Here is a 19,640-nt window from a genome sequence, read left to right on the forward strand (position 1 = left end):
GTCGGCGCAAAAGCTCGGAAGGCCGGCGGCTCAGAAGCCGAAGTCCTGCGTCCACCAAGGGCCGCCGTCGCCGAACACCGCACCGACACCCAGCTTCTTGTAATCGCAGTTGAGGATGTTGGCGCGGTGTCCCGGGCTCTCCATCCAGGCGTCCATCACGGCCCGCGGGTCCTGCTGGCCGCGCGCGATGTTCTCGCCGCCCAGGCCGATGATGCCGAGGACGCCCGCCCGGTCCCACGGGTTCTCGCCGTCCGGGTCGGTGTGGTCGAAGAAGCCGCGATCCGCCATGTCCTCGCTGAAGGCCCCGGCCAGATCGGCGAGTTCCGGATCCGCGGCCACCGGGCGGCAGCCCGCCTGCTTCCGCTCCTTGTTGACCAGGCTCAGCACCTGGGCCTCGGCGGCCTTCTCGGTGCTCGGCACCTCGGGTGCGGGGGGCCTCGGCTTCTTCGGCGGGGGCGTGGCCGTACGGGACGGGCGCGGCGCCTTGCTGCGGTCCGCGGGCTTGGACGGCCGCTGCGACGGGGGCGCGGAGGGCTTCTCCGGGCTGCGGGTCTGGGAGGGGATCGCGGTGGGGGAGTGCGAGGCGGCCGAGCCGCGGTCCGACGGTGTCGAGCCGCGGCCCGCCGGGGTGGAGGACGGGGTGCCCTGCGGCTCGAGGTCCGGCAGGTCACCGGTCGGTACCCGGCTGCCCGGGTCGCTGCCACTGCCGACCGTGTACTCGCTGCCGCCGGGCACCAGCCCGGAGGCCATGGCGACGGCGCCCATCGCCATGGCGGCGGACGCGCCGAGGAGACCGGTCCGCACGGGAGCGTAGCCGCGGCGCGCACCCCGGTGCCGGCCCGCGCCGGTCCTGGGCAGGGGAGTGGGGGCAGTGCGTCGGTGGCGGCCCATAGCTGCCTTCCTCCACATGCGTGGGAGCCAACACCTTCACTCGTCCGAGTGAGATTTCGTTGTGGCGTGACTGTACGGCATGACGCGTGGGGTTGGAGTGCTCACTGAGCAATTGGCCGGTTAGCGTGCAGACATGAACATAGATGTCCGGCTAACGGCGTGGGTCCGTGGCCGCGTCCAGGGCGTCGGCTTCCGCTGGTTCACCCGTGCGGAGGCCCTGGAGATCGGCGGACTCTCCGGCTTCGCATCGAACCTCTACGACGGCCGGGTGCAGGTCGTCGCCGAGGGACCGCGGGAGCGATGCGAGAAGTTGCTGGACTGGCTGCGCACCGGTGACACGCCCGGGGAGGTCAGCGGTGTAACGGATATCTGGGACATCCCGCGGGGCGGATACGACGGCTTCGAGATTCGCTGATCCGGGCCCCGCCCCGCCCCTCCCGTAAGGCCTCCGCAACGGTTCCGAAGTGCTCCTGTCATGTGCGTGTGGCAGCCATGACCTGGTGGTTGCCAAGAACGCGCCGCCATGGAAGGCTGCGGCCGTAAGGATGATCTCCACGCCCCCGCGGGCCCCCCGGAGAGAGCCGCGCCGCGCACGCTGCCGCCGCGTGTCCCCGGGCCGCCCGGCTCTACGGCGTGTGATCGTGTTGACCGTCAAACCTTTTGGTGAGACGCTGGAATCCCCGCGCACCCTACCTGTTTGACATTGAGAACGACGGTGATGGCAGACACCGCGGGTGCGATATTCCCTCACGACCCACACCGCTTCGGTCGGTCACTCATTGTGGAGGACCATCCATCATGGCAAAGGCGCTTCTCGGTTACGTCGGCGGCTCCGACCCGCGACTCCTCGCCGAGATGCGACGGCTGCAGCAGCGCGTCCAGGACCTCGAATCCGAGCTCGTACGGATCCAGGCCGAGAACGACGCGCTCACGGCTGCCGCGCACCACGGCGACTCGCTGCTCGAAAGCATCGATATCGACGTACCCAAGGCGGAGCCTGCGCTCACCTGACCGAGCCATCACGATCGGCCGGTCGGGCTGCAACGTCAGCCGCTTGAGAATCTGCAAGGGACGCCTCGGCGTCCCTTCTTCCTTGTCCAGCTCGTCCAGCGGTCTTCCGTGGGCGCCTCCCTTACCGACTGATGTGCCCTGCGTTTCCTCACATGAAACTCGGTGAAACCCGAAGGCGAAGGTAGAGTCCGACGGCGTGCACCTCAAGAGCCTGACCCTGCGCGGGTTCAAATCCTTCGCGTCGGCCACGACACTGCGCTTCGAGCCCGGCATCACGTGCGTCGTGGGCCCCAACGGCTCCGGCAAGTCGAACGTCGTGGACGCGCTGTCCTGGGTCATGGGCGAGCAGGGTGCCAAGTCGCTGCGTGGCGGCAAGATGGAGGACGTGATCTTCGCCGGGACCACCGGCCGGCCGCCGCTCGGGCGCGCCGAGGTCTCCCTCACGATCGACAACTCCGACGGTGCGCTGCCCATCGACTATGCCGAAGTGACCATTACGCGGATCATGTTCCGCAACGGCGGCAGCGAATACCAGATCAACGGTGACACCTGCCGGCTGCTGGACATCCAGGAGCTGCTCTCCGACTCCGGCATCGGCCGCGAGATGCACGTCATCGTCGGCCAGGGCCAGCTCGACTCCGTACTGCACGCCGACCCGATGGGCCGCCGGGCCTTCATCGAAGAGGCGGCCGGCGTCCTCAAGCACCGCAAGCGCAAGGAGAAGGCGCTGCGGAAACTCGACGCGATGCAGGCCAACCTCGCGCGCGTGCAGGACCTCACCGACGAGTTGCGGCGGCAGCTCAAGCCGCTCGGGCGGCAGGCCGCGGTGGCGCGGCGGGCCGCCGTCATCCAGGCCGACCTGCGTGACGCCCGGCTGCGGCTGCTGGCCGACGACCTGGTCACCCAGCGGGAGGCGCTGCGCGCCGAGGTCGCGGACGAGGCCGCGCTCAAGGAGCGCAAGGACGCCGCGGAGGCCGAGCTGCGCGCGGCGCTGCAGCGCGAGGCGGCGCTCGAGGACGAGGTGCGGAGGCTGACGCCGCGGCTGCAGCAGGCGCAGCAGACCTGGTACGAGCTGTCCCAGCTCGCCGAGAGGGTGCGCGGCACGATCAGCCTCGCGGACGCGCGCGTGAAGAGCGCGACCGCAGCGCCCCCGGACGAACGGCGCGGACGCGACCCGGAGGACATGGAGCGCGAGGCGGCCAGGATCCGCGAGCAGGAGGCGGAGCTGGAGGCCGCGCTGGATGCGGCGACCCGGGCCCTGGACGACACGGTGGCGCACCGGGCCGAACTGGAGCGCGAGTTGGCCCTGGAGGAGCGGCGCCTGAAGGACGCCGCCCGCGCCATCGCCGACCGGCGCGAGGGCCTGGCCCGGCTGCACGGACAGGTCAACGCGGCCCGCAGCAGGGCCGGTTCTGCCCAGGCCGAGATCGACCGGCTGGCGAGCGCGCGGGACGAGGCGCAGGAGCGGGCGGTCACGGCGCAGGAGGAGTACGAGCAGCTCAAGGCCGAGGTCGACGGACTCGACGCGGGCGACGCGGAGTTGGCGGAGCGGCACGAGCAGGCGAAGCGCGAGCTCGCCGAGGCCGAGGCCGCGCTCGGCGCCGCCCGCGAGGCCGCGACGGCCGCCGAGCGCAGGCGCGCGGCCACGTCGGCCCGGCATGACGCGCTGGCTCTGGGTCTGCGCCGCAAGGACGGCACGGGCGCGCTCCTGGCCGCCGCCGACCGCCTGAGCGGGCTGCTGGGGCCTGCCGCGGAGCTGCTCACCGTCGCCCCCGGCTTCGAGATCCCGGTGGCCGCCGCCCTGGGCGCCGCGGCCGACGCGGTCGCGGTCGCCGACCCGGCCACCGCGGCCGATGCCCTCCGCCTCCTGCGCAAACAGGACGCGGGCCGCGCGGCGATACTGCTCGGCGCAGGCCCGGAGCAGGACTCCGACGCGTCGGCACACGGGTCCGCGCCCGGAGCGCCCGGAGCCGGTCTGGTGCCCTCACCGACCGGCGAGAGCGGCCCTCCCGCGACCGCCGCCGACTCCGCGGACGCAGCCCCGCCCGTCCCCGCGCCCGGCGCGCCGGTGCTGGGTGCCGGGGGCGCCCTGGGAGCGGAGCGCGATGATTCGCCCGCGGGCGGCCCGGGGCCGGGCGCGGCGGGTGCGGTGTCGGCATCGGCGGGCGCCGACCGCCTCGGCGGCGACGCAGCCGTCGGTCGTGACGCGATCGCACCGCAGCCCGGGCCGCACGGTGCCCGCGAGCTGCCGGGCGGGTCCGAGGCCGTAGCCGTCGGCGGCGCCGTGGCCGCGGCCGGGGCCACGGCGCTGCCCGGACAGCGGGCCGACGGGCCGGGCACGGTCGCGGAGCCGGACGGGCGCCCGTATGCCGCCGATCTGGTGCGCGGCCCCGGGCAGCTCATGCCCGCCGTGCGGCGGCTGCTGCGGGACGTCGTGGTCGTCGGGACGCTGGAGGACGCCGAGGACCTGGTCGCCGCGCGGCCCGGGCTCATCGCCGTCACCGCGGAAGGCGACGTGCTGGGCGCGCACTTCGCGCAGGGCGGCTCCGCAGGGGCGCCGAGTCTGCTGGAGGTGCAGGCGTCGGTCGACGAGGCGGCGGCCGAGCTCGAGGAGCTGGCCGTACGGTGCGAGGAGCTGGCCGGCGCGCAGCACCGCGCGGGCGAGCGGCGCACCGAATGCGCCGCGCTCGTGGAGGAGTTGGCCGCGGAGCGGAGCGCTGCCGACCGGGAGAAGTCCAGGACCGCGCAGTCGCTCGGGCGGCTCGCGGGACAGGCGCGGGCCGCCGCGGGCGAGGCCGAGCGCATGACCGCGGCCGCCGCCAAGGCCGAGGATGCGCTCGTACGGGCCACCGAGGAGGTCGAGGAGCTCGCCGAGCGGCTGCGTACCGCCGAGGAGATTCCGGCGGAGGAGGAGCCCGACACCTCCGTACGGGACCGGCTCGCGGCCGACGGCGCCAACGCGCGGCAGACCGAGATGGAGGCGCGGCTGCAGGTCCGTACCCACGAGGAGCGGGTCAAGGGGCTCGCGGGGCGGGCGGACTCGCTCGACCGGGCCGCGCGCGCCGAGCGCGAGGCACGGGCGCGCGCGGAGCAGCGGCGCGCGCGGCTGCGCCACGAGGCCGCGGTCGCCTCGGCCGTCGCGGACGGCGCCCGCCAGCTGCTCGCACACGTCGAGGTCTCGCTCGTCCGCGCGGAGGAGGAGCGCGCGGCGGCCGAGCGGGCGAAGGGCGAGCGCGAGCAGGAGCTGGCGGCCGAGCGCAACCACGGGCGCGATCTGAAGGCGGAGCTCGACAAGCTGACCGACTCGGTGCACCGGGGCGAAGTGCTGGGCGCCGAGAAACGGCTGCGGATCGAGCAGCTGGAGACCAAGGCGCTGGAGGAGCTGGGCGTCGAGCCGGCCGGACTGATCGCCGACTACGGGCCCGACCAGCTCGTACCGCCGTCGCCGCCCGCCGAGGGCGAGGTGCTGCCGGAGGACCCGGAGCATCCGCGCAACCAGCCCGTGCCGTACGTGCGTGCGCAGCAGGAGAAGCGGCTCAAGGCAGCCGAGCGGGCGTACCAGCAGCTGGGCAAGGTGAACCCGCTGGCGCTGGAGGAGTTCGCGGCGCTGGAGGAACGTCACAAGTTCCTGAGCGAGCAGCTCGAGGACCTGAAGAAGACCCGCGCCGACCTGCTCCAGGTCGTGAAGGAGGTCGACGAGCGGGTCGAGCAGGTCTTCACCGAGGCGTTCCGGGACACGGCCCGCGAGTTCGAGGGGGTCTTCTCCCGTCTCTTCCCGGGCGGCGAGGGCCGACTCATTCTGACCGATCCCGACAACATGCTCACCACGGGCGTGGACGTCGAGGCACGCCCGCCGGGCAAGAAGGTCAAGCGGCTTTCGCTGCTGTCGGGTGGCGAGCGGTCGCTGACGGCGGTGGCCATGCTGGTGTCGATCTTCAAGGCCCGGCCCAGCCCGTTCTACGTGATGGACGAGGTCGAGGCCGCGCTCGATGACACCAACCTGCAGCGGCTGATCCGGATCATGGAGGAGCTGCAGGAGAGTTCGCAGCTGATCGTGATCACGCACCAGAAGCGGACGATGGAGGTCGCCGACGCGCTCTACGGCGTGTCGATGCAGGGCGACGGCGTCTCGAAGGTCATCAGCCAGCGGCTTCGCTGACCACCGAGATCAGCTACAAGTCTTGAACTCAACCCCCACGTCCGGTCAGGGAAACTTCTTGGCCATGGTCTATTGACTTCGATACTTGAAGGAATAAGGTCTGCAACGTTGCTTTTACCTTCAAGTGGTGGCGCTCCTCATGGATGCGCCCTCACCGGAAGGGCCATGCCCCCCACGCCCGGCGGCGCTGCCGGGCCAAGGAGTACACGTTGACCACCACCGCGCAGCCACCCCGGACCGAAGGGCGCAAGGCCCAGCCGGAGCACCTCGGCCACGTCATCTTCATCACGGCCGCCGCAGCGATGGGCGGCTTTCTCTTCGGCTACGACAGCTCCGTCATCAACGGCGCAGTCGAGGCCATCCGCGGCAAGTTCGGGGTCGGCTCCGAAGCCCTCGCCCAGGTCATCGCGGCCGCGCTGATCGGCTGCGCCGTGGGCGCCGCGACCGCGGGCCGGATGGCCGACCGCATCGGCCGGATCCGCGTGATGCAGATCGCCGCCGTGCTCTTCACCGTCAGCGCCATCGGCTCGGCGCTGCCGTTCACCCTCTGGGACCTCGCCATGTGGCGTGTCCTCGGCGGCGTCGCCATCGGCATGGCCTCGGTCATCGGCCCCGCCTACATAGCCGAGGTCGCACCGCCCGCGTACCGCGGCCGGCTCGCCTCCTTCCAGCAGGCCGCCATCGTCATCGGCATCGCCGTATCCCAGCTCGTCAACTGGGGCGTCCTCAGCCTCGCGGGCGGCGAGCAGCGCGGTGAACTGGCCGGGCTCGAGGCCTGGCAGTGGATGCTCGGCGTGATGGTGATCCCCGCCGTCCTCTACGGTCTGCTGTCCTTCGCGATCCCCGAGTCCCCCCGCTTCCTGATCTCCGCCGGCCGCGCCGCCCAGGCGAAGCAGGTACTCGCCGAGGTCGAGGGCAAGGGCGTCGACCTCGACACCCGCGTCGCCGAGATCGAGACCGCGATGCGCAGCGAGCACAAGTCGACCTTCCGGGACCTGCTCGGCGGCCGCGGCGGTCTGCTGCCGATCGTCTGGATCGGTATCGGCCTCTCGGTCTTCCAGCAGCTCGTCGGCATCAACGTGATCTTCTACTACTCGTCGTCGCTGTGGCAGTCCGTCGGCATCGACCCGAGCAGCTCGTTCTTCTACAGCTTCACCACGTCGATCATCAACATCGCCGGCACCGTCATCGCGATGCTGTTCGTCGACAAGATCGGCCGCAAGCCGCTCGCCCTCATCGGCTCCGCGGGCATGGCGCTCTCGCTCGGCCTCGCCGCCTGGGCCTTCTCGTACAAGACCGGCAGCGGCGCGGACATCTCCATGCCCGACCTCCAGGGCACCGTGGCGCTCGTCGCGGCGCACGCCTTCGTGCTCTTCTTCGCGCTCTCCTGGGGCGTGGTGGTCTGGGTGCTGCTCGGCGAGATGTTCCCGAACCGGATCCGGGCCGCGGCGCTGGGCGTCGCCGCCTCGGCCCAGTGGGTCGCCAACTGGCTGATCACCGTGAGCTTCCCGTCCCTGTCGGACTGGAACCTCTCGGGCGCGTACGTCATCTACACGGTCTTCGCCGTGCTCTCGATCCCCTTCATCCTCAAGTGGGTGCCGGAGACCAAGGGCAAGGCGTTGGAGGAGATGGGCTAACCCCCCCGCTGCCCCTCTCCTCACGACAGGTGCTGCCCCGGCTCACTCCCCGAGCCGGGGCAGTACTTTTTCGCCGAACAGATGCAGGCTCCGCCAGCCCTCGTCGACCGGCATGCCACCGCACAGCGGGTGCATGACCAGGCTGCCGCCGCCGTCCGCCGAACTCGCGAACTCCACGCACTCCTCGGGCGTGAGGATGCGGTAGACGCCCTCGCGGCGCAGCTCCGCCACACCGTGAGCCCGGGAACGCACGTTGGAGTGGATGGCGGCCCCGGTCTGCCAGGACGCGTACGTCCGCGCCTCGTGCAGCAGATGCTCGCCGTACAGCGCCCACGCCCGTTCCGGATCCTCGGAGATGTGCAGCAGCGGGGTCTGCGCGGGCGGCATCATGCACCAGCCCTCGGTGCCGAACTCCTCCCGGCAGGCGTGGAAGTACGCCTCCAGCTCCGGCAGATGGGCACTCGGGAAGAACGGCAGGCCGAGGCGGGCGGCGCGGCGGGCGGCCGCCTTCGAGCTGCCGCCGACCAGCAGCAGCGGATGGGGCCGGGTGTACGGGCGCGGGGTGACGCGGACCCTACGGCCCTGATGCTCGAACGGCTCGCCCGTCCAGGCCTTCAGCAGGGTCTCGAGCGTCTCGTCCTGGAGGCGGCCGCGCCGGAGCCAGTCGCGGCCGAGCATCGCGTACTCCTCCGGCCGGTAGCCGATGCCCGCGACCGTCACCAGCCTTCCGCCGCTGGTGAGATCGAGCACGGCCAGCTCCTCGGCCAGCCGCAGTGGGTCGTAGAGCGGCGCGATGAGGGCGGAGACGGTGACCGAGATACGGCGGGTGGCGCCGAGGACGGCCCCGGCGAACACCAGCGGCGAGGGCAGCCAGGCGTTGTCGGCGCCGTGGTGCTCCTCGGTCTGGACGGTGGTGATGCCGCGGTCGTCGGCGTAGGCGGCCATCTCGACGGCGGCGCGGTACCGCTCCGACAGGGTCGCGGGCGTGGCGGCGGGATCGACGAGGTTGAACCGGACGACTGTGACGGGCATGGCTGACGTCCCCTTCGCCGTGGGCGGGCGAGAGGGACGGTAACTGACGTCGCGTCAGATCGCCAGAGCCGTCAGCCCGCGGCGGCCGGTTCCCGGACCGGCTCGTCCGCCCTCGTCGTCTGGGCGGTGAACCCGGCCGAGTACATCGACAGGCTGTTGATCAGCAGCATGCCGGCCGGCGCGGTGACCAGACCGCCGCGCTCACCGTCCGCGACGGGTTCGATGCCGCGTGTCTCGACCGTCCCGACGGCTCGGTCGGTGTCGGGCGCGGACGTGGGCGCGGTGGACGCAGGGGTGCCCATGAAGAAGCGGCTCCGTGGTGGTTCGCGGCAGCGGAAACGGCCTGGTGGGGGGAGGGGGAGGGGGCCTTAGGGGCGCTGCGCGCGCTACGTGGCTCCGAGCCATTGTGGGTGGCTCCGGGCACGCGCCCCGGCGGGGCGATTTGCGCGCTTTGGTGCCGCGGGTGTCCGACGGTCTCGCCATTCCGGCCGAGTGGCCGATACTGGGTCCGTTATGGACACCGTCATCCTTGCTGTAGTCATCGCCGTGGTCGCGCTCGTCGCGATCAGCGGGCTCGTGATCGGCAGCCGCCGGAAGAAGAAGCCCGAGGCCCCGCCGAGTCCCCCCACCATCACCGCGCCGCCCGCCGAACCGCACGTCGGCGAGGAGGCCGAAACCCCGCGCGAGGAACCGCGCCGCACCATCGAAGAAGTCGGCCTGCCCGAGGCCGAGGCCCCGGCCGCCCCCGGGGCGGAAGCGCCGATCGTCACCGAGCCGGTCCCCCCGGTCGAGGTCCCGGCACCCACCGCCGGCCGCCTCGTACGGCTGCGCGCCCGGCTCTCCCGATCCCAGAACACGCTGGGCAAGGGCCTCCTCACGCTGCTCTCGCGGGAGCACCTGGACGAGGAGACCTGGGAGGAGATCGAGGACACGCTGCTCACCGCCGACGTCGGCGTCGCGCCGACCCAGGAGCTGGTCGAGCGGTTGCGCGAGCGCGTGAAGGTGCTCGGCACCCGTACGCCGGAGGAGCTGCGCGGCCTGCTGCGCGAGGAACTCCTCCACCTGATCGGCACCGAGGCCGACCGCTCGGTGAACACCGACGGCTCCGTGGGCGCCGACGGCGACGGGGAGATCCCGGGCGTGGTCATGGTCGTCGGCGTCAACGGCACCGGAAAGACCACCACCACCGGCAAGCTCGCGCGCGTGCTCATCGCCGACGGGCGCAGCGTGGTGCTCGGCGCGGCCGACACCTTCCGTGCCGCGGCCTCCGACCAGCTGCAGACGTGGGGCGAGCGGGTCGGCGCCCGTACGGTCCGCGGTCCCGAGGCGGGCGACCCGGCGTCGGTCGCCTACGACGCGGTGAAGGAAGGCATCGCGGAGGGCGCGGACGTCGTTCTGATCGACACCGCGGGTCGGCTGCACACCAAGACCGGCCTCATGGACGAGCTGGGCAAGGTCAAGCGGGTCGTGGAGAAGCACGGGCCCGTGGGCGAGGTCCTGCTCGTGCTCGACGCCACCACGGGCCAGAACGGCCTGGTGCAGGCGCGGGTCTTCGCGGAGGTCGTGGACATCACCGGCATCGTCCTCACCAAGCTGGACGGCACCGCCAAGGGCGGCATCGTCGTCGCCGTGCAGCGCGAGCTGGGCGTGCCGGTCAAGCTCATTGGCCTCGGCGAGGGCGCGGACGACCTGGCGCCGTTCGAGCCGGAGGCTTTTGTGGACGCCCTGATCGGCGAGTGACGCCCACGTTCAGGACAGCCCCGCCGCATGCGAGCTTGATGCGGCGGGGCTGATCTTCTGTTGCGGCAATCATCAATGGAGGAACCCCAACGGCGAGCAACCAGGTCCGCGAGAGCGGCGCCGGCTGAGGCCAAAAGGGGGCGAGAGCGGCGCCGGCCTAGGCGCAAAAAGGTGCGCGGTGGCTCACGTACGCGAGCGTGCCCAGCAGGAGCCGGGCCTGCGGGGGGCGCCCGGCGGTGTCGAGCGTGGGCGGCCGCAGCCAGCGCACCGGCCCCAGTCCCGCCAGGTCCGACGGCGGGGCCGTGACATGGCTCCCGGTGCCGAGGCCGTGCAGGTCGAGCCCGGCGTCGTCCCAGCCCATCCGGTACAGGAGCTCCGGGAGCTCGTCCGCGGCGCCCGGGGCGACGAAGAACTGCGCCCGGCCGTGCGGGGTCACGGTGACCGGGCCGAGCGGCAGCCCCATCCGCTCGAGGCGGACCAGGGCGTGGCGCCCCGCGGGCTCGGCGACCTCGATGACATCGAACGACCGGCCCACCGGCAGGAGCACGGCGGCGCCCGGCACTTCGGCCCACGCGGCGGTGACCTCGTCGAGAGTGGCGCCCGCCTTCACCTCGGGTGCGAAGCCGAGCGGGTGGGCGCCGGGGGAGCGGCAGTCGGCGGCCCCGCACGAGCACTCGCCCGCGCTGCCGCCGTCGCCGGGGCCGCGTTTCGCGCGGGCGCCCGGTGTCACGTCCCATCCCCACAGGCCGGTGTACTCCGCCACCGTCGTGCACTCGGACGTACGGGCACGCCGCCGCGAGCCGGACCGCATGTCGCGGATGCCGCCGATCGTGAAGCCCATGCTCCCTCCAACGGGTCACATTCGCCGATGGTTACGTCATGGAGTCTCGCCGTGACCGTCCGTTGTCACCCCGTTCTCGTCCCGGCGTGGCGTGGCTCGGCGGGTGGTGCACGGCAAAGAACGCGCCCCCGTGAGCGTCACTCCGCCGGTTTCGCATCGCCCCAAGTCAAGTGAATCGCGAAGAGTCGCAGGGGAGTTCATTCGAAGGGGTGGCGAATGGTGGCGATTCCGGGAAACGCGTCGCCGGGCCAGTGATCGTAGGATTACTTTCGGTGTACGAACCTCCGTGAATACGCCCGCTGTTGGGTATGCCGATGGCATGACGCCCCGTCTGCCGGCCCCGCCCGAAGGCAACTTCGCGGGACAGATGCCGCACCGGGCGGCATCCTTAGACGGTTCGCGGACGGCATGAAGGCGGGATGGGGGCGTTCCAGTGGGCGGCAACGGCGGTAGCGGGTCCAACGCTGACAAGCGCCCCAACGAGCAGCTCGGTTCGTGGTTCGTGCGCAGCGGCTGGTCGAAGGGCGAGCTGGCGCGTCAGGTGAACCGCCGCGCCCGCCAGATGGGCGCGCACCACATCAGCACGGACACCTCCCGGGTGCGCCGCTGGCTCGACGGCGAGCAGCCCCGCGAGCCGATTCCGCGGATCCTCTCCGAGCTGTTCTCCGAGCGCTTCGGCTGCGTCGTCGCGATCGAGGAGCTCGGGCTGCGCTGCGCGCACCAGTCACTCTCGGTGTCCGGGATCGACCTGCCCTGGGCCGGGCCCCAGACCGTCGAGCTGATCAGCGAGTTCTCGCGCAGCGACCTCATGCTGGCGCGGCGGGGCTTCCTGGGGACCTCGCTCGCGCTCGCCGCGGGCCCCGCCCTCATCGAGCCGATGCAGCGCTGGCTGGTGCCCTCGCCCGCGGGCGGCCCGCCCGAGGCCCCCGTGCTGCCCGTCCAGTCCGCGTCACGGCGCGGCACCAAGCTGTCGGGGCCCGAGCTGGACCTGCTCGAGTCCACCACCCGGATGTTCCGGCAGTGGGACGCCCAGTGCGGAGGCGGGCTGCGCCGCAAGGCGGTGGTGGGCCAGCTGCACGAGGTCACCGACCTGCTGCAGGAGCCGCAGCCCGGGGCGGTCTCGAGGCGGCTGTTCAAGGTCGCCGCGGAGCTCGCCGAGCTGGCCGGCTGGATGAGCTACGACGTCGGCCTCCAGCCCACCGCGCAGAAGTACTTCGTCCTCGCCCTGCACGCGTCGAAGGAGGCCGGGGAGAAGCCCCTCGGCTCGTACATCCTGTCCAACATGAGCCGCCAGATGATCCACGTCGGGCGGCCGGACGACGCCCTCGAGCTGATCCACCTCGCGCAGTACGGCAGCCGGGACTGCTCGACCGCGCGGACGCAGGCGATGCTGTATGCGATGGAAGCCCGGGCGTACGCCAACATGGGCCAGCCGAACAAGTGCCACCGCGCGGTGCGGATGGCCCAGGAGGCCTTCGCCGAGACCTCCGCGTCCGACCAGGACCCGGACTGGATCCGCTTCTTCTCCGAGGCCGAGCTGCACGCCGAGAACGCGCACTCCTACCGCGACCTGGCCTATGTGGCCGGACGCAGCCCGACGTACGCCTCGCTCGCCCGGCCGGAGATGCAGAAGGCCGTCGAGCTCTTCGGCCAGGACGATGAGCACCAGCGGTCGTATGCGCTCAACCTCATCGGTATGGCCACCGTCCACCTGCTGGAGAAGGAGCCCGAGCAGTCCGCGGCCGTGGCCGAGAAGGCGCTGGTCGTGGCCAAACGGGTGCGCTCGGAGCGGGTGAACACGCGGCTCCGCAAGACCGTGGACACCGCCTCCCGGGACTTCTCGGGTGTGGCGGAGGTCACCCACCTCGCCGAGCAGCTCGCCCTGCAGCTGCCGGACAGCGTGGACGCCGCCCAGGCGGTCTGAGAAGGCGGCGGCCGCCTGGTGGGGGTGGCCGGATCGCGCCACCACCTCGACGTCGGCCGCGACGGCACTGCGTACAGTCCGGCCCGCTCCCCCGCCCGGTCAACCGGATGGCGGTCGCGGCCGGTACCTGTATCGGCGGGAGAGTATCGGGGGTGCCGCACGGACCACTGCAAGTTCATCTGCGCGTAACACAGGCAGGCCCTTCGTCACGGCGCCGAAACACCGTGCGGCATCGACTGAAACCGGCCTGCGCCAACCTCGTGGCGCATAACCGGCCCATCGCTCTTTCCGTAATGGCTTTCCCGCACGGGCCGCACCGACGACGAGGAGACGCCGATGCCCCCAGGCATCACCACGCTTGCCGCAGACGCTCCAGAGCTGTCTGCCGCCAACACCGGATTCATGCTCATCTGTTCCGCCCTGGTGATGCTCATGACGCCGGGCCTGGCCTTCTTCTACGGAGGCATGGTCCGGGTCAAGAGCACCCTCAACATGCTGATGATGAGCTTCATCAGCTTGGGGATCGTCACCATCCTCTGGGTGCTGTACGGCTTCAGCCTCGCCTTCGGCACCGACAAGGGCAGCGTGATCGGCTGGTCCACCGACTACCTCGGGCTGAGCGGCCTCGGCCTCACCCAGCTCTGGGACGGTTACACCATCCCGATCTACGTGTTCGCTGTCTTCCAGCTGATGTTCGCCATCATCACGCCCGCGCTGATCAGCGGCGCTCTGGCCGACCGCGTGAAGTTCACCGCCTGGGCGCTGTTCATCACGCTGTGGGTCACGGTGGTCTACTTCCCGATCGCGCACTGGGTGTGGGGGACCGGCGGCTGGGCCTTCGAGCTCGGTGTGATCGACTTCGCCGGTGGTACGGCGGTCCACATCAACGCCGGTGCCGCGGCGCTCGGCGTGATCCTGGTGATCGGCAAGCGCGTCGGCTTCAAGAAGGACCCGATGCGGCCGCACAGCCTGCCGCTGGTCATGCTCGGCGCCGGGCTCCTGTGGTTCGGCTGGTTCGGATTCAACGCCGGTTCCTGGCTCGGCAACGACGACGGTGTCGGCGCGGTGATGTTCTTCAACACCCAGATCGCCACCGCCGCCGCGATGCTCGCCTGGCTCGCATACGAGAAGATCCGCCACGGTGCGTTCACCACCCTCGGCGCCGCCTCCGGCGCGGTCGCGGGCCTGGTCGCCATCACCCCGTCCGGCGGCTCCGTCAGCCCGCTCGGCGCGATCGCCGTCGGCGCCATCGCCGGTGTGCTGTGCGCCATGGCCGTCGGCCTGAAGTACAAGCTGGGCTACGACGACTCCCTCGACGTCGTCGGCGTCCACCTGGTCGGCGGTATCGTCGGCTCGCTCCTGGTCGGCTTCTTCGCCACCGGCGGCGTGCAGTCGGACGTCGCGGGCCTCTTCTACGGCGGTGGCCTGGGCCAGCTCGGCAAGCAGGCCGCTGGTGTCGGCGCGACCCTCGCGTACTCTCTGATCGTCTCCGCGATCCTCGCCTTCCTGATCGACAAGACGATCGGGATGCGGGTCTCCGAGGACGACGAGATCTCCGGCATCGACCAGGTCGAGCACGCCGAGACCGCGTACGACTTCAGCGGTGCCGGCGGCGGCGCGGCTGACCGTACCGCCGTCCCCGCCGCCCCGAACCAGGACGCGTCGGCTGTGGTCGCCAAGAACAAGAAGGTGGACGCATGAAGCTCATCACGGCAGTCGTGAAGCCGCACCGGCTCGACGAGATCAAGGAAGCCCTGCAGGCCTTCGGCGTCCAGGGGCTGACCGTCACCGAGGCGAGCGGCTACGGGCGGCAGCGCGGCCACACCGAGGTCTACCGGGGCGCGGAGTACACCGTCGACCTGGTGCCGAAGATCCGGATCGAGGTGCTGGTCGAGGACGCGGACGCGGAGCAGCTGATCGATGTCATCGTGAAGGCGGCCCGCACCGGCAAGATCGGCGATGGCAAGGTCTGGAGCATCCCGGTCGACTCGGCGGTCCGGGTACGGACCGGCGAGCGCGGCCCGGACGCGCTCTGACCACGACGAGTCAGGAGCCCGAGTGACGGCGGAAAGCCTCGAAGACCTCGACGAGCAGAGCCTCGGAGAGAAGAAGGAAACGTCCGACTCGGGACCCGGCGGCTACGCGGCGGCCCGGCTGCGACTCCTCCAGGAGGAGTCGCAGTCCGGGCCGTCCCGGCGTGCCGCGCTGGCCAGACTCACCGACGAGTGGCTGGCCGCCCTGCTCCACAGCGGTGCCAGGGCCGCGGGCACGAGCGGCGTCGCGCTGGTGTCCGTCGGGGGCTACGGGCGCGGCGAGCTGTCCCCGCGCAGCGATCTCGATCTGCTGCTTCTGCACGACGGGTCCGCGGACGCCGGTGCGGTGGCGACGCTCGCGGACCGCGTCTGGTACCCGGTCTGGGACCTCGGCCTGGCCCTCGACCACTCCGTCCGCACCCCGGCGGAGGCCCGCAAGACCGCGGGGGAGGACCTCAAGGTGCAGCTGGGGCTGCTGGACGCCCGGCATGTCGCGGGCGACGCCGCGCTGACGGCGGGGATGCGCACGGCCGTGCTCGCCGACTGGCGCAACCAGGCGCCCAAGCGGCTGCCGGAGCTGAACGAGTTGTGCCAGGAGCGCGCCGAGCGGCAGGGGGAGTTGCAGTTCCTGCTCGAACCGGACCTCAAGGAGGCGCGGGGCGGGCTGCGGGACGTGACCGCGCTGCGCGCCGTCGCCGCGTCCTGGCTCGCCGACGCGCCCCGTGAAGGCCTCGAGGACGCGCGCAGGCGGCTCCTGGACGCCCGCGACGCGCTGCATCTGTCCACAGGGCGGGCCACCGACCGGCTGGCGCTCCAGGAGCAGGACCAGGTCGCCGCGGACCTCGGCCTGCTGGACGCCGACGCGCTGCTGCGCCAGGTGTACGAAGCCGCGCGCACCGTTTCGTACGCCGGCGACGTGACCTGGCGCGAGGTCGGCCGGGTGCTGCGTGCCCGCGCCGCGCGGCCCCGCCTCCGGTCGCTGCTCGGCGGCCGCGGCGGGCGCGCGGGCTCCGGCCGCGCGCACGGAGACGGCGCCGAGCGAACGCCGCTCGCCGAGGGCGTCGTGGAGCTGGAGGGCGAGGTGGTGCTCGCCCGCACCGCGCGGCCCGACCGCGATCCCGTGCTCCCGCTGCGGGCCGCGGCCGCGGCGGCGCAGGCGGGACTGCCGCTCTCGCTGCACGCCGTACGACGCATGACCGCGACCGCACGCCCCCTGCCCGTACCGTGGCCGGCCGAGGCCAGGGAGCAGCTCGTCACGCTGCTCGGCGCGGGCGAGCCCACCGTCCCGGTATGGGAGGCGCTGGAGGCCGAAGGGCTGATCACCCGGCTGCTGCCGGACTGGGAGCGGGTCCGCTGCCGCCCGCAGCGCAACCCGGTGCACCGCTGGACCGTCGACCGCCACCTCGTGGAGACCGCCGTACGGGCCTCCGCGCTCACCCGCCGCGTCGGCCGCCCCGACCTGCTGCTGGTCGCGGCGCTGCTGCACGACATCGGCAAGGGCTGGCCCGGCGACCACTCGGTGGCCGGCGAGGTCATCGCCAAGGACGTGGCCTCCCGGATCGGCTTCGACCGCGCGGATGTCGGGGTGCTCGCCACGCTCGTACGCCACCACCTGCTGCTCGTGGAGACCGCGACCCGGCGGGACCTCGACGACCCCGCCACCGTCCGCTCGGTCGCCCGGGCCGTCGGCAGCATCGGCACCCTCGAGCTGCTGCACGCCCTCACCGAGGCCGACGCGCTGGCCACGGGCCCGGCGGCGTGGAGCTCGTGGCGCGGCGGGCTGGTGGCCGATCTGGTGAAACGGGTCACAGCGGTGCTCAGCGGCGAACCGGTCGAGGACCAGGGCACGCCTTCGGAGCCGACCGCCGAGCAGGAGCGGCTCGCCATCGAGGCGCTCCGCACCGGCGGGCCCGTCCTCGCGCTGCACGCCCAGACCGAGCTCGCCCTGCCGGGCGAGGAGGACGCCGAGGCCAGCGGCCGCGACGTGGAGTCCGGTCCAGAACCGGTCGGTGTGGAGCTGCTCATCGCCGTTCCCGATCAGTCGGGCGTGCTGCCCGCGGTGGCGGGTGTGCTGGCGATGCACCGGCTGACCGTACGGGCGGCGGATCTGCGCGCCATCGAGCTGCCGGAGGCGCTGGCCGGGCGGGAGGGGGACGAGAAGCCCTCGGAAGGGAAGCGGCCGGGCGGCGGCGTGCTGCTGCTGAGCTGGCGGGTGGCCGCCGAGTACGGCTCGCTGCCCCAGGCGGCCCGGCTGCGCAACGACCTCGTCCGGGCGCTGAACGGCTCGCTGGACATCCCCGCCCGGCTCGCCGAGCGCGAGGCCGCCTACCCGCGCCGCCGCGGCGTACAGGCCCCGCCGCCACGCGTGACCGTCGCTCCCGCGGGCTCCCGGCTCGCCACCGTCATCGAGGTGCGCACCCAGGACGCGCCCGGGCTGCTGCACCGCATCGGCAGGGCGCTGGACGCGGCCGCGGTACGGGTGCGCAGCGCGCATGTCAGCACGCTGGGCGCGAACGCGGTGGACGCCTTCTACGTCACGGATCCGGCGGGTGATCCGCTGCCCGACGAGCGGGCCCTGGCGGTCGCCCAGGCCGTGGAGAGCGCTCTGCGCTGAGCCTGGCTCGAAGGATCGGTCCGGGTACGGGGCAGACCATACCCGGACCGGGCAGATACCCTTGGGAGTCATCTGCCCGACCGCACCCCGATACGAGGATTCGCGACCGCCGTGTTCGACACTCTTTCCGACCGCCTCGCAGCGACGTTCAAGAACCTTCGGGGCAAGGGCCGCCTTTCCGAGGCGGACATCGACGCCACGGCGCGGGAGATCCGTATCGCCCTGCTGGAGGCGGACGTCGCGCTGCCCGTCGTGCGGGCCTTCATCAAGCACCTCAAGGAGCGCGCGCTCGGCGCCGAGGTCTCCCAGGCGCTGAACCCCGCACAGCAGGTCATCAAGATCGTCAACGATGAGCTGATCGGCATCCTCGGCGGCGAGACCCGGCGCCTGCGGTTCGCCAAGCAGCCGCCGACGGTGATCATGCTCGCCGGTCTGCAAGGTGCGGGTAAGACCACCCTCGCCGGAAAGCTGGGCCGCTGGCTCAAGGCACAGGGCCACGCGCCCGTGCTCGTCGCCGCCGACCTCCAGCGCCCCAACGCCGTGAACCAACTGGAGGTGGTCGCCGAGCGCGCGGGCGTCGCCGTCTTCGCGCCCGAGGCGGGCAACGGCTCCGGCGATCCGGTGCAGGTCGCCAAGGACTCGATCGAGTTCGCCAGGACCAAGCAGCACGATGTCGTGATCGTCGACACCGCGGGCCGCCTCGGCATCGACGCCGAGATGATGCAGCAGGCCGCGGACATCCGGGATGCGGTCAGCCCGGACGAGATCCTCTTCATCGTCGACGCGATGATCGGCCAGGACGCGGTCAACACGGCCGAGGCCTTCCGCGACGGCGTCGGCTTCGACGGCGTGGTGCTCTCCAAGCTGGACGGCGACGCGCGCGGTGGCGCCGCGCTCTCGATCGCGCATGTGACGGGCCGCCAGATCATGTTCGCCTCCAACGGCGAGAAGCTGGACGACTTCGACGCGTTCCACCCCGACCGCATGGCGTCCCGCATCCTCGGCATGGGCGACATGCTCAGCCTGATCGAGAAGGCCGAGCAGACCTTCAGCCAGGCCGAGGCCGAGAAGATGGCGGCCAAGCTGGCGAAGGGCCCCAAGGAGTTCACGCTCGACGACTTCCTGGCCCAGATGGAGCAGGTCCGCAAGATGGGCTCCATCTCCAAGCTGCTCGGGATGCTGCCGGGCATGGGCCAGATCAAGGACCAGATCAACAACCTCGACGAGCGGGACGTGGACCGCACGGCCGCGATCATCAAGTCGATGACGCCGGGCGAGCGCCAGGACCCGAACATCATCAACGGCTCGCGCCGCGCTCGTATCGCCCGGGGTTCCGGCGTGGACGTCAGCGCGGTGAAGAACCTCGTCGAGCGCTTCTTCGAGGCGCGCAAGATGATGTCGCGCATGGCGCAGGGCGGCGGCATGCCGGGGATGCCCGGGGTGCCGGGCATGGGCGGTGGGCCCGGCCGGCAGAAGAAGAAGCAGAAGCAGGCCAAGGGCAAGCAGCGCAGCGGGAACCCGATGAAGCGCAAGGCCGAGGAGCAGGCGGCGGCTCAGCGCAAGGCGGCGGGCGCGGGCAGCCCGCAGGGCGGCGCGTTCGGCCTCCCGGGCGCCGGCGCGGACGCGGACTCCTTCGAACTCCCCAAGGAATTCCGGGACTTGCTTCCGCCGCAGGACAAGTAGCGATACGCGTACGGCGACAGCGGCCGGGGAGCGATCCCCGGCCGCTGGTCGTGAGCGAGATCGGACGAGTTGGGA

At 72.0% G+C, this 19,640-nt stretch carries 14 protein-coding genes; 10 read left to right on the forward strand and 4 right to left on the reverse strand.

Features of this window, described 5'->3' with window-relative positions; translation table 11 throughout:
• Positions 1–30: 30 nt before the first annotated feature.
• The gene (locus ACTWP8_RS06205) at positions 31–891 is read right to left on the reverse strand and encodes a CAP domain-containing protein (RefSeq protein WP_443321118.1); all 861 of its coding nucleotides are present in this window, start codon (positions 889–891) and stop codon (positions 31–33) included.
• Positions 892–1,024: 133 nt separating this feature from the next.
• On the opposite strand from ACTWP8_RS06205, the gene ACTWP8_RS06210 reads away from it, so the two are divergent.
• The 4 genes from ACTWP8_RS06210 (at position 1,025) to ACTWP8_RS06225 (ending at position 7,698) form a co-directional block, all read left to right on the forward strand.
• Positions 1,025–1,306, forward strand: coding sequence for an acylphosphatase (locus ACTWP8_RS06210; RefSeq protein ID WP_443321119.1), 282 nt, complete (start codon positions 1,025–1,027; stop codon positions 1,304–1,306).
• A 383-nt stretch (positions 1,307–1,689) separates the two neighbouring features.
• Positions 1,690–1,902 (forward strand): hypothetical protein, encoded by a 213-nt coding sequence (locus tag ACTWP8_RS06215; RefSeq protein WP_443317939.1) that lies wholly within the window; start codon positions 1,690–1,692, stop codon positions 1,900–1,902.
• A 196-nt stretch (positions 1,903–2,098) separates the two neighbouring features.
• Complete coding sequence (locus ACTWP8_RS06220) at positions 2,099–6,061, forward strand: AAA family ATPase (RefSeq protein ID WP_443321120.1); 3,963 nt, start codon at positions 2,099–2,101, stop codon at positions 6,059–6,061.
• 209 nt (positions 6,062–6,270) lie between these two features.
• On the forward strand, positions 6,271–7,698 hold the full coding sequence (locus ACTWP8_RS06225; RefSeq protein ID WP_443321121.1) for a sugar porter family MFS transporter: 1,428 nt from the start codon (positions 6,271–6,273) through the stop codon (positions 7,696–7,698).
• Between the two features lie 42 nt (positions 7,699–7,740).
• On the opposite strand, the gene ACTWP8_RS06230 is transcribed toward ACTWP8_RS06225, so the two are convergent.
• Positions 7,741–8,730: an LLM class flavin-dependent oxidoreductase gene (locus ACTWP8_RS06230; protein ID WP_443321122.1), complete on the reverse strand. Its 990-nt coding sequence runs from the start codon at positions 8,728–8,730 to the stop codon at positions 7,741–7,743.
• 71 nt (positions 8,731–8,801) lie between these two features.
• Entirely contained in the window at positions 8,802–9,032 is a 231-nt protein-coding gene (locus ACTWP8_RS06235; RefSeq protein ID WP_443321213.1) for a hypothetical protein, read from the reverse strand.
• Between the two features lie 211 nt (positions 9,033–9,243).
• Between ACTWP8_RS06235 and ftsY the strand changes: the two genes are divergently transcribed.
• A complete protein-coding gene (gene ftsY / locus ACTWP8_RS06240) occupies positions 9,244–10,470 on the forward strand; it encodes a signal recognition particle-docking protein FtsY (protein ID WP_443321123.1) in 1,227 nt (408 codons plus the stop codon).
• Between the two features lie 157 nt (positions 10,471–10,627).
• Here the strand turns inward: ftsY and ACTWP8_RS06245 are convergent, their stop codons facing one another.
• Complete coding sequence (locus ACTWP8_RS06245) at positions 10,628–11,311, reverse strand: bifunctional DNA primase/polymerase (protein ID WP_443321124.1); 684 nt, start codon at positions 11,309–11,311, stop codon at positions 10,628–10,630.
• 433 nt (positions 11,312–11,744) lie between these two features.
• Between ACTWP8_RS06245 and nsdA the strand changes: the two genes are divergently transcribed.
• The 5 genes from nsdA (at position 11,745) to ffh (ending at position 19,565) form a co-directional block, all read left to right on the forward strand.
• On the forward strand, positions 11,745–13,235 hold the full coding sequence (nsdA, locus tag ACTWP8_RS06250) for a transcriptional repressor NsdA (RefSeq protein WP_443321125.1): 1,491 nt from the start codon (positions 11,745–11,747) through the stop codon (positions 13,233–13,235).
• A 336-nt stretch (positions 13,236–13,571) separates the two neighbouring features.
• Positions 13,572–14,936, forward strand: coding sequence for an ammonium transporter (locus tag ACTWP8_RS06255; RefSeq protein WP_443317946.1), 1,365 nt, complete (start codon positions 13,572–13,574; stop codon positions 14,934–14,936).
• The gene (locus ACTWP8_RS06260; protein ID WP_443317947.1) at positions 14,933–15,271 is read left to right on the forward strand and encodes a P-II family nitrogen regulator; all 339 of its coding nucleotides are present in this window, start codon (positions 14,933–14,935) and stop codon (positions 15,269–15,271) included. The genes ACTWP8_RS06255 and ACTWP8_RS06260 overlap by 4 nt, the downstream gene beginning before the upstream one ends.
• Before the next feature lie 22 nt (positions 15,272–15,293).
• Complete coding sequence (locus ACTWP8_RS06265; protein WP_443321126.1) at positions 15,294–17,882, forward strand: [protein-PII] uridylyltransferase; 2,589 nt, start codon at positions 15,294–15,296, stop codon at positions 17,880–17,882.
• Between the two features lie 111 nt (positions 17,883–17,993).
• Positions 17,994–19,565 (forward strand): signal recognition particle protein, encoded by a 1,572-nt coding sequence (gene ffh / locus ACTWP8_RS06270; RefSeq protein ID WP_443321127.1) that lies wholly within the window; start codon positions 17,994–17,996, stop codon positions 19,563–19,565.
• Positions 19,566–19,640: the final 75 nt, after the last annotated feature.

The sequence above is a fragment of the Streptomyces sp. 7N604 genome (assembly GCF_052245475.1).
Classification (GTDB): Bacteria; Actinomycetota; Actinomycetes; order Streptomycetales; family Streptomycetaceae; genus Streptomyces.

Coding starts and splice junctions, on each gene's coding strand:
- ACTWP8_RS06210 (WP_443321119.1), top strand. CDS start 1,025: ATGAACATAGATGTCCGGCTAACGGCGTGGGTCCGTGGCCGCGTCCAG.
- ACTWP8_RS06230 (WP_443321122.1), bottom strand. CDS start 8,730: ATGCCCGTCACAGTCGTCCGGTTCAACCTCGTCGATCCCGCCGCCACG.
- ACTWP8_RS06215 (WP_443317939.1), top strand. CDS start 1,690: ATGGCAAAGGCGCTTCTCGGTTACGTCGGCGGCTCCGACCCGCGACTC.
- ftsY (WP_443321123.1), top strand. CDS start 9,244: ATGGACACCGTCATCCTTGCTGTAGTCATCGCCGTGGTCGCGCTCGTC.
- ACTWP8_RS06205 (WP_443321118.1), bottom strand. CDS start 891: ATGGGCCGCCACCGACGCACTGCCCCCACTCCCCTGCCCAGGACCGGC.
- ACTWP8_RS06255 (WP_443317946.1), top strand. CDS start 13,572: ATGCCCCCAGGCATCACCACGCTTGCCGCAGACGCTCCAGAGCTGTCT.
- ACTWP8_RS06235 (WP_443321213.1), bottom strand. CDS start 9,032: ATGGGCACCCCTGCGTCCACCGCGCCCACGTCCGCGCCCGACACCGAC.
- ACTWP8_RS06260 (WP_443317947.1), top strand. CDS start 14,933: ATGAAGCTCATCACGGCAGTCGTGAAGCCGCACCGGCTCGACGAGATC.
- ACTWP8_RS06245 (WP_443321124.1), bottom strand. CDS start 11,311: ATGGGCTTCACGATCGGCGGCATCCGCGACATGCGGTCCGGCTCGCGG.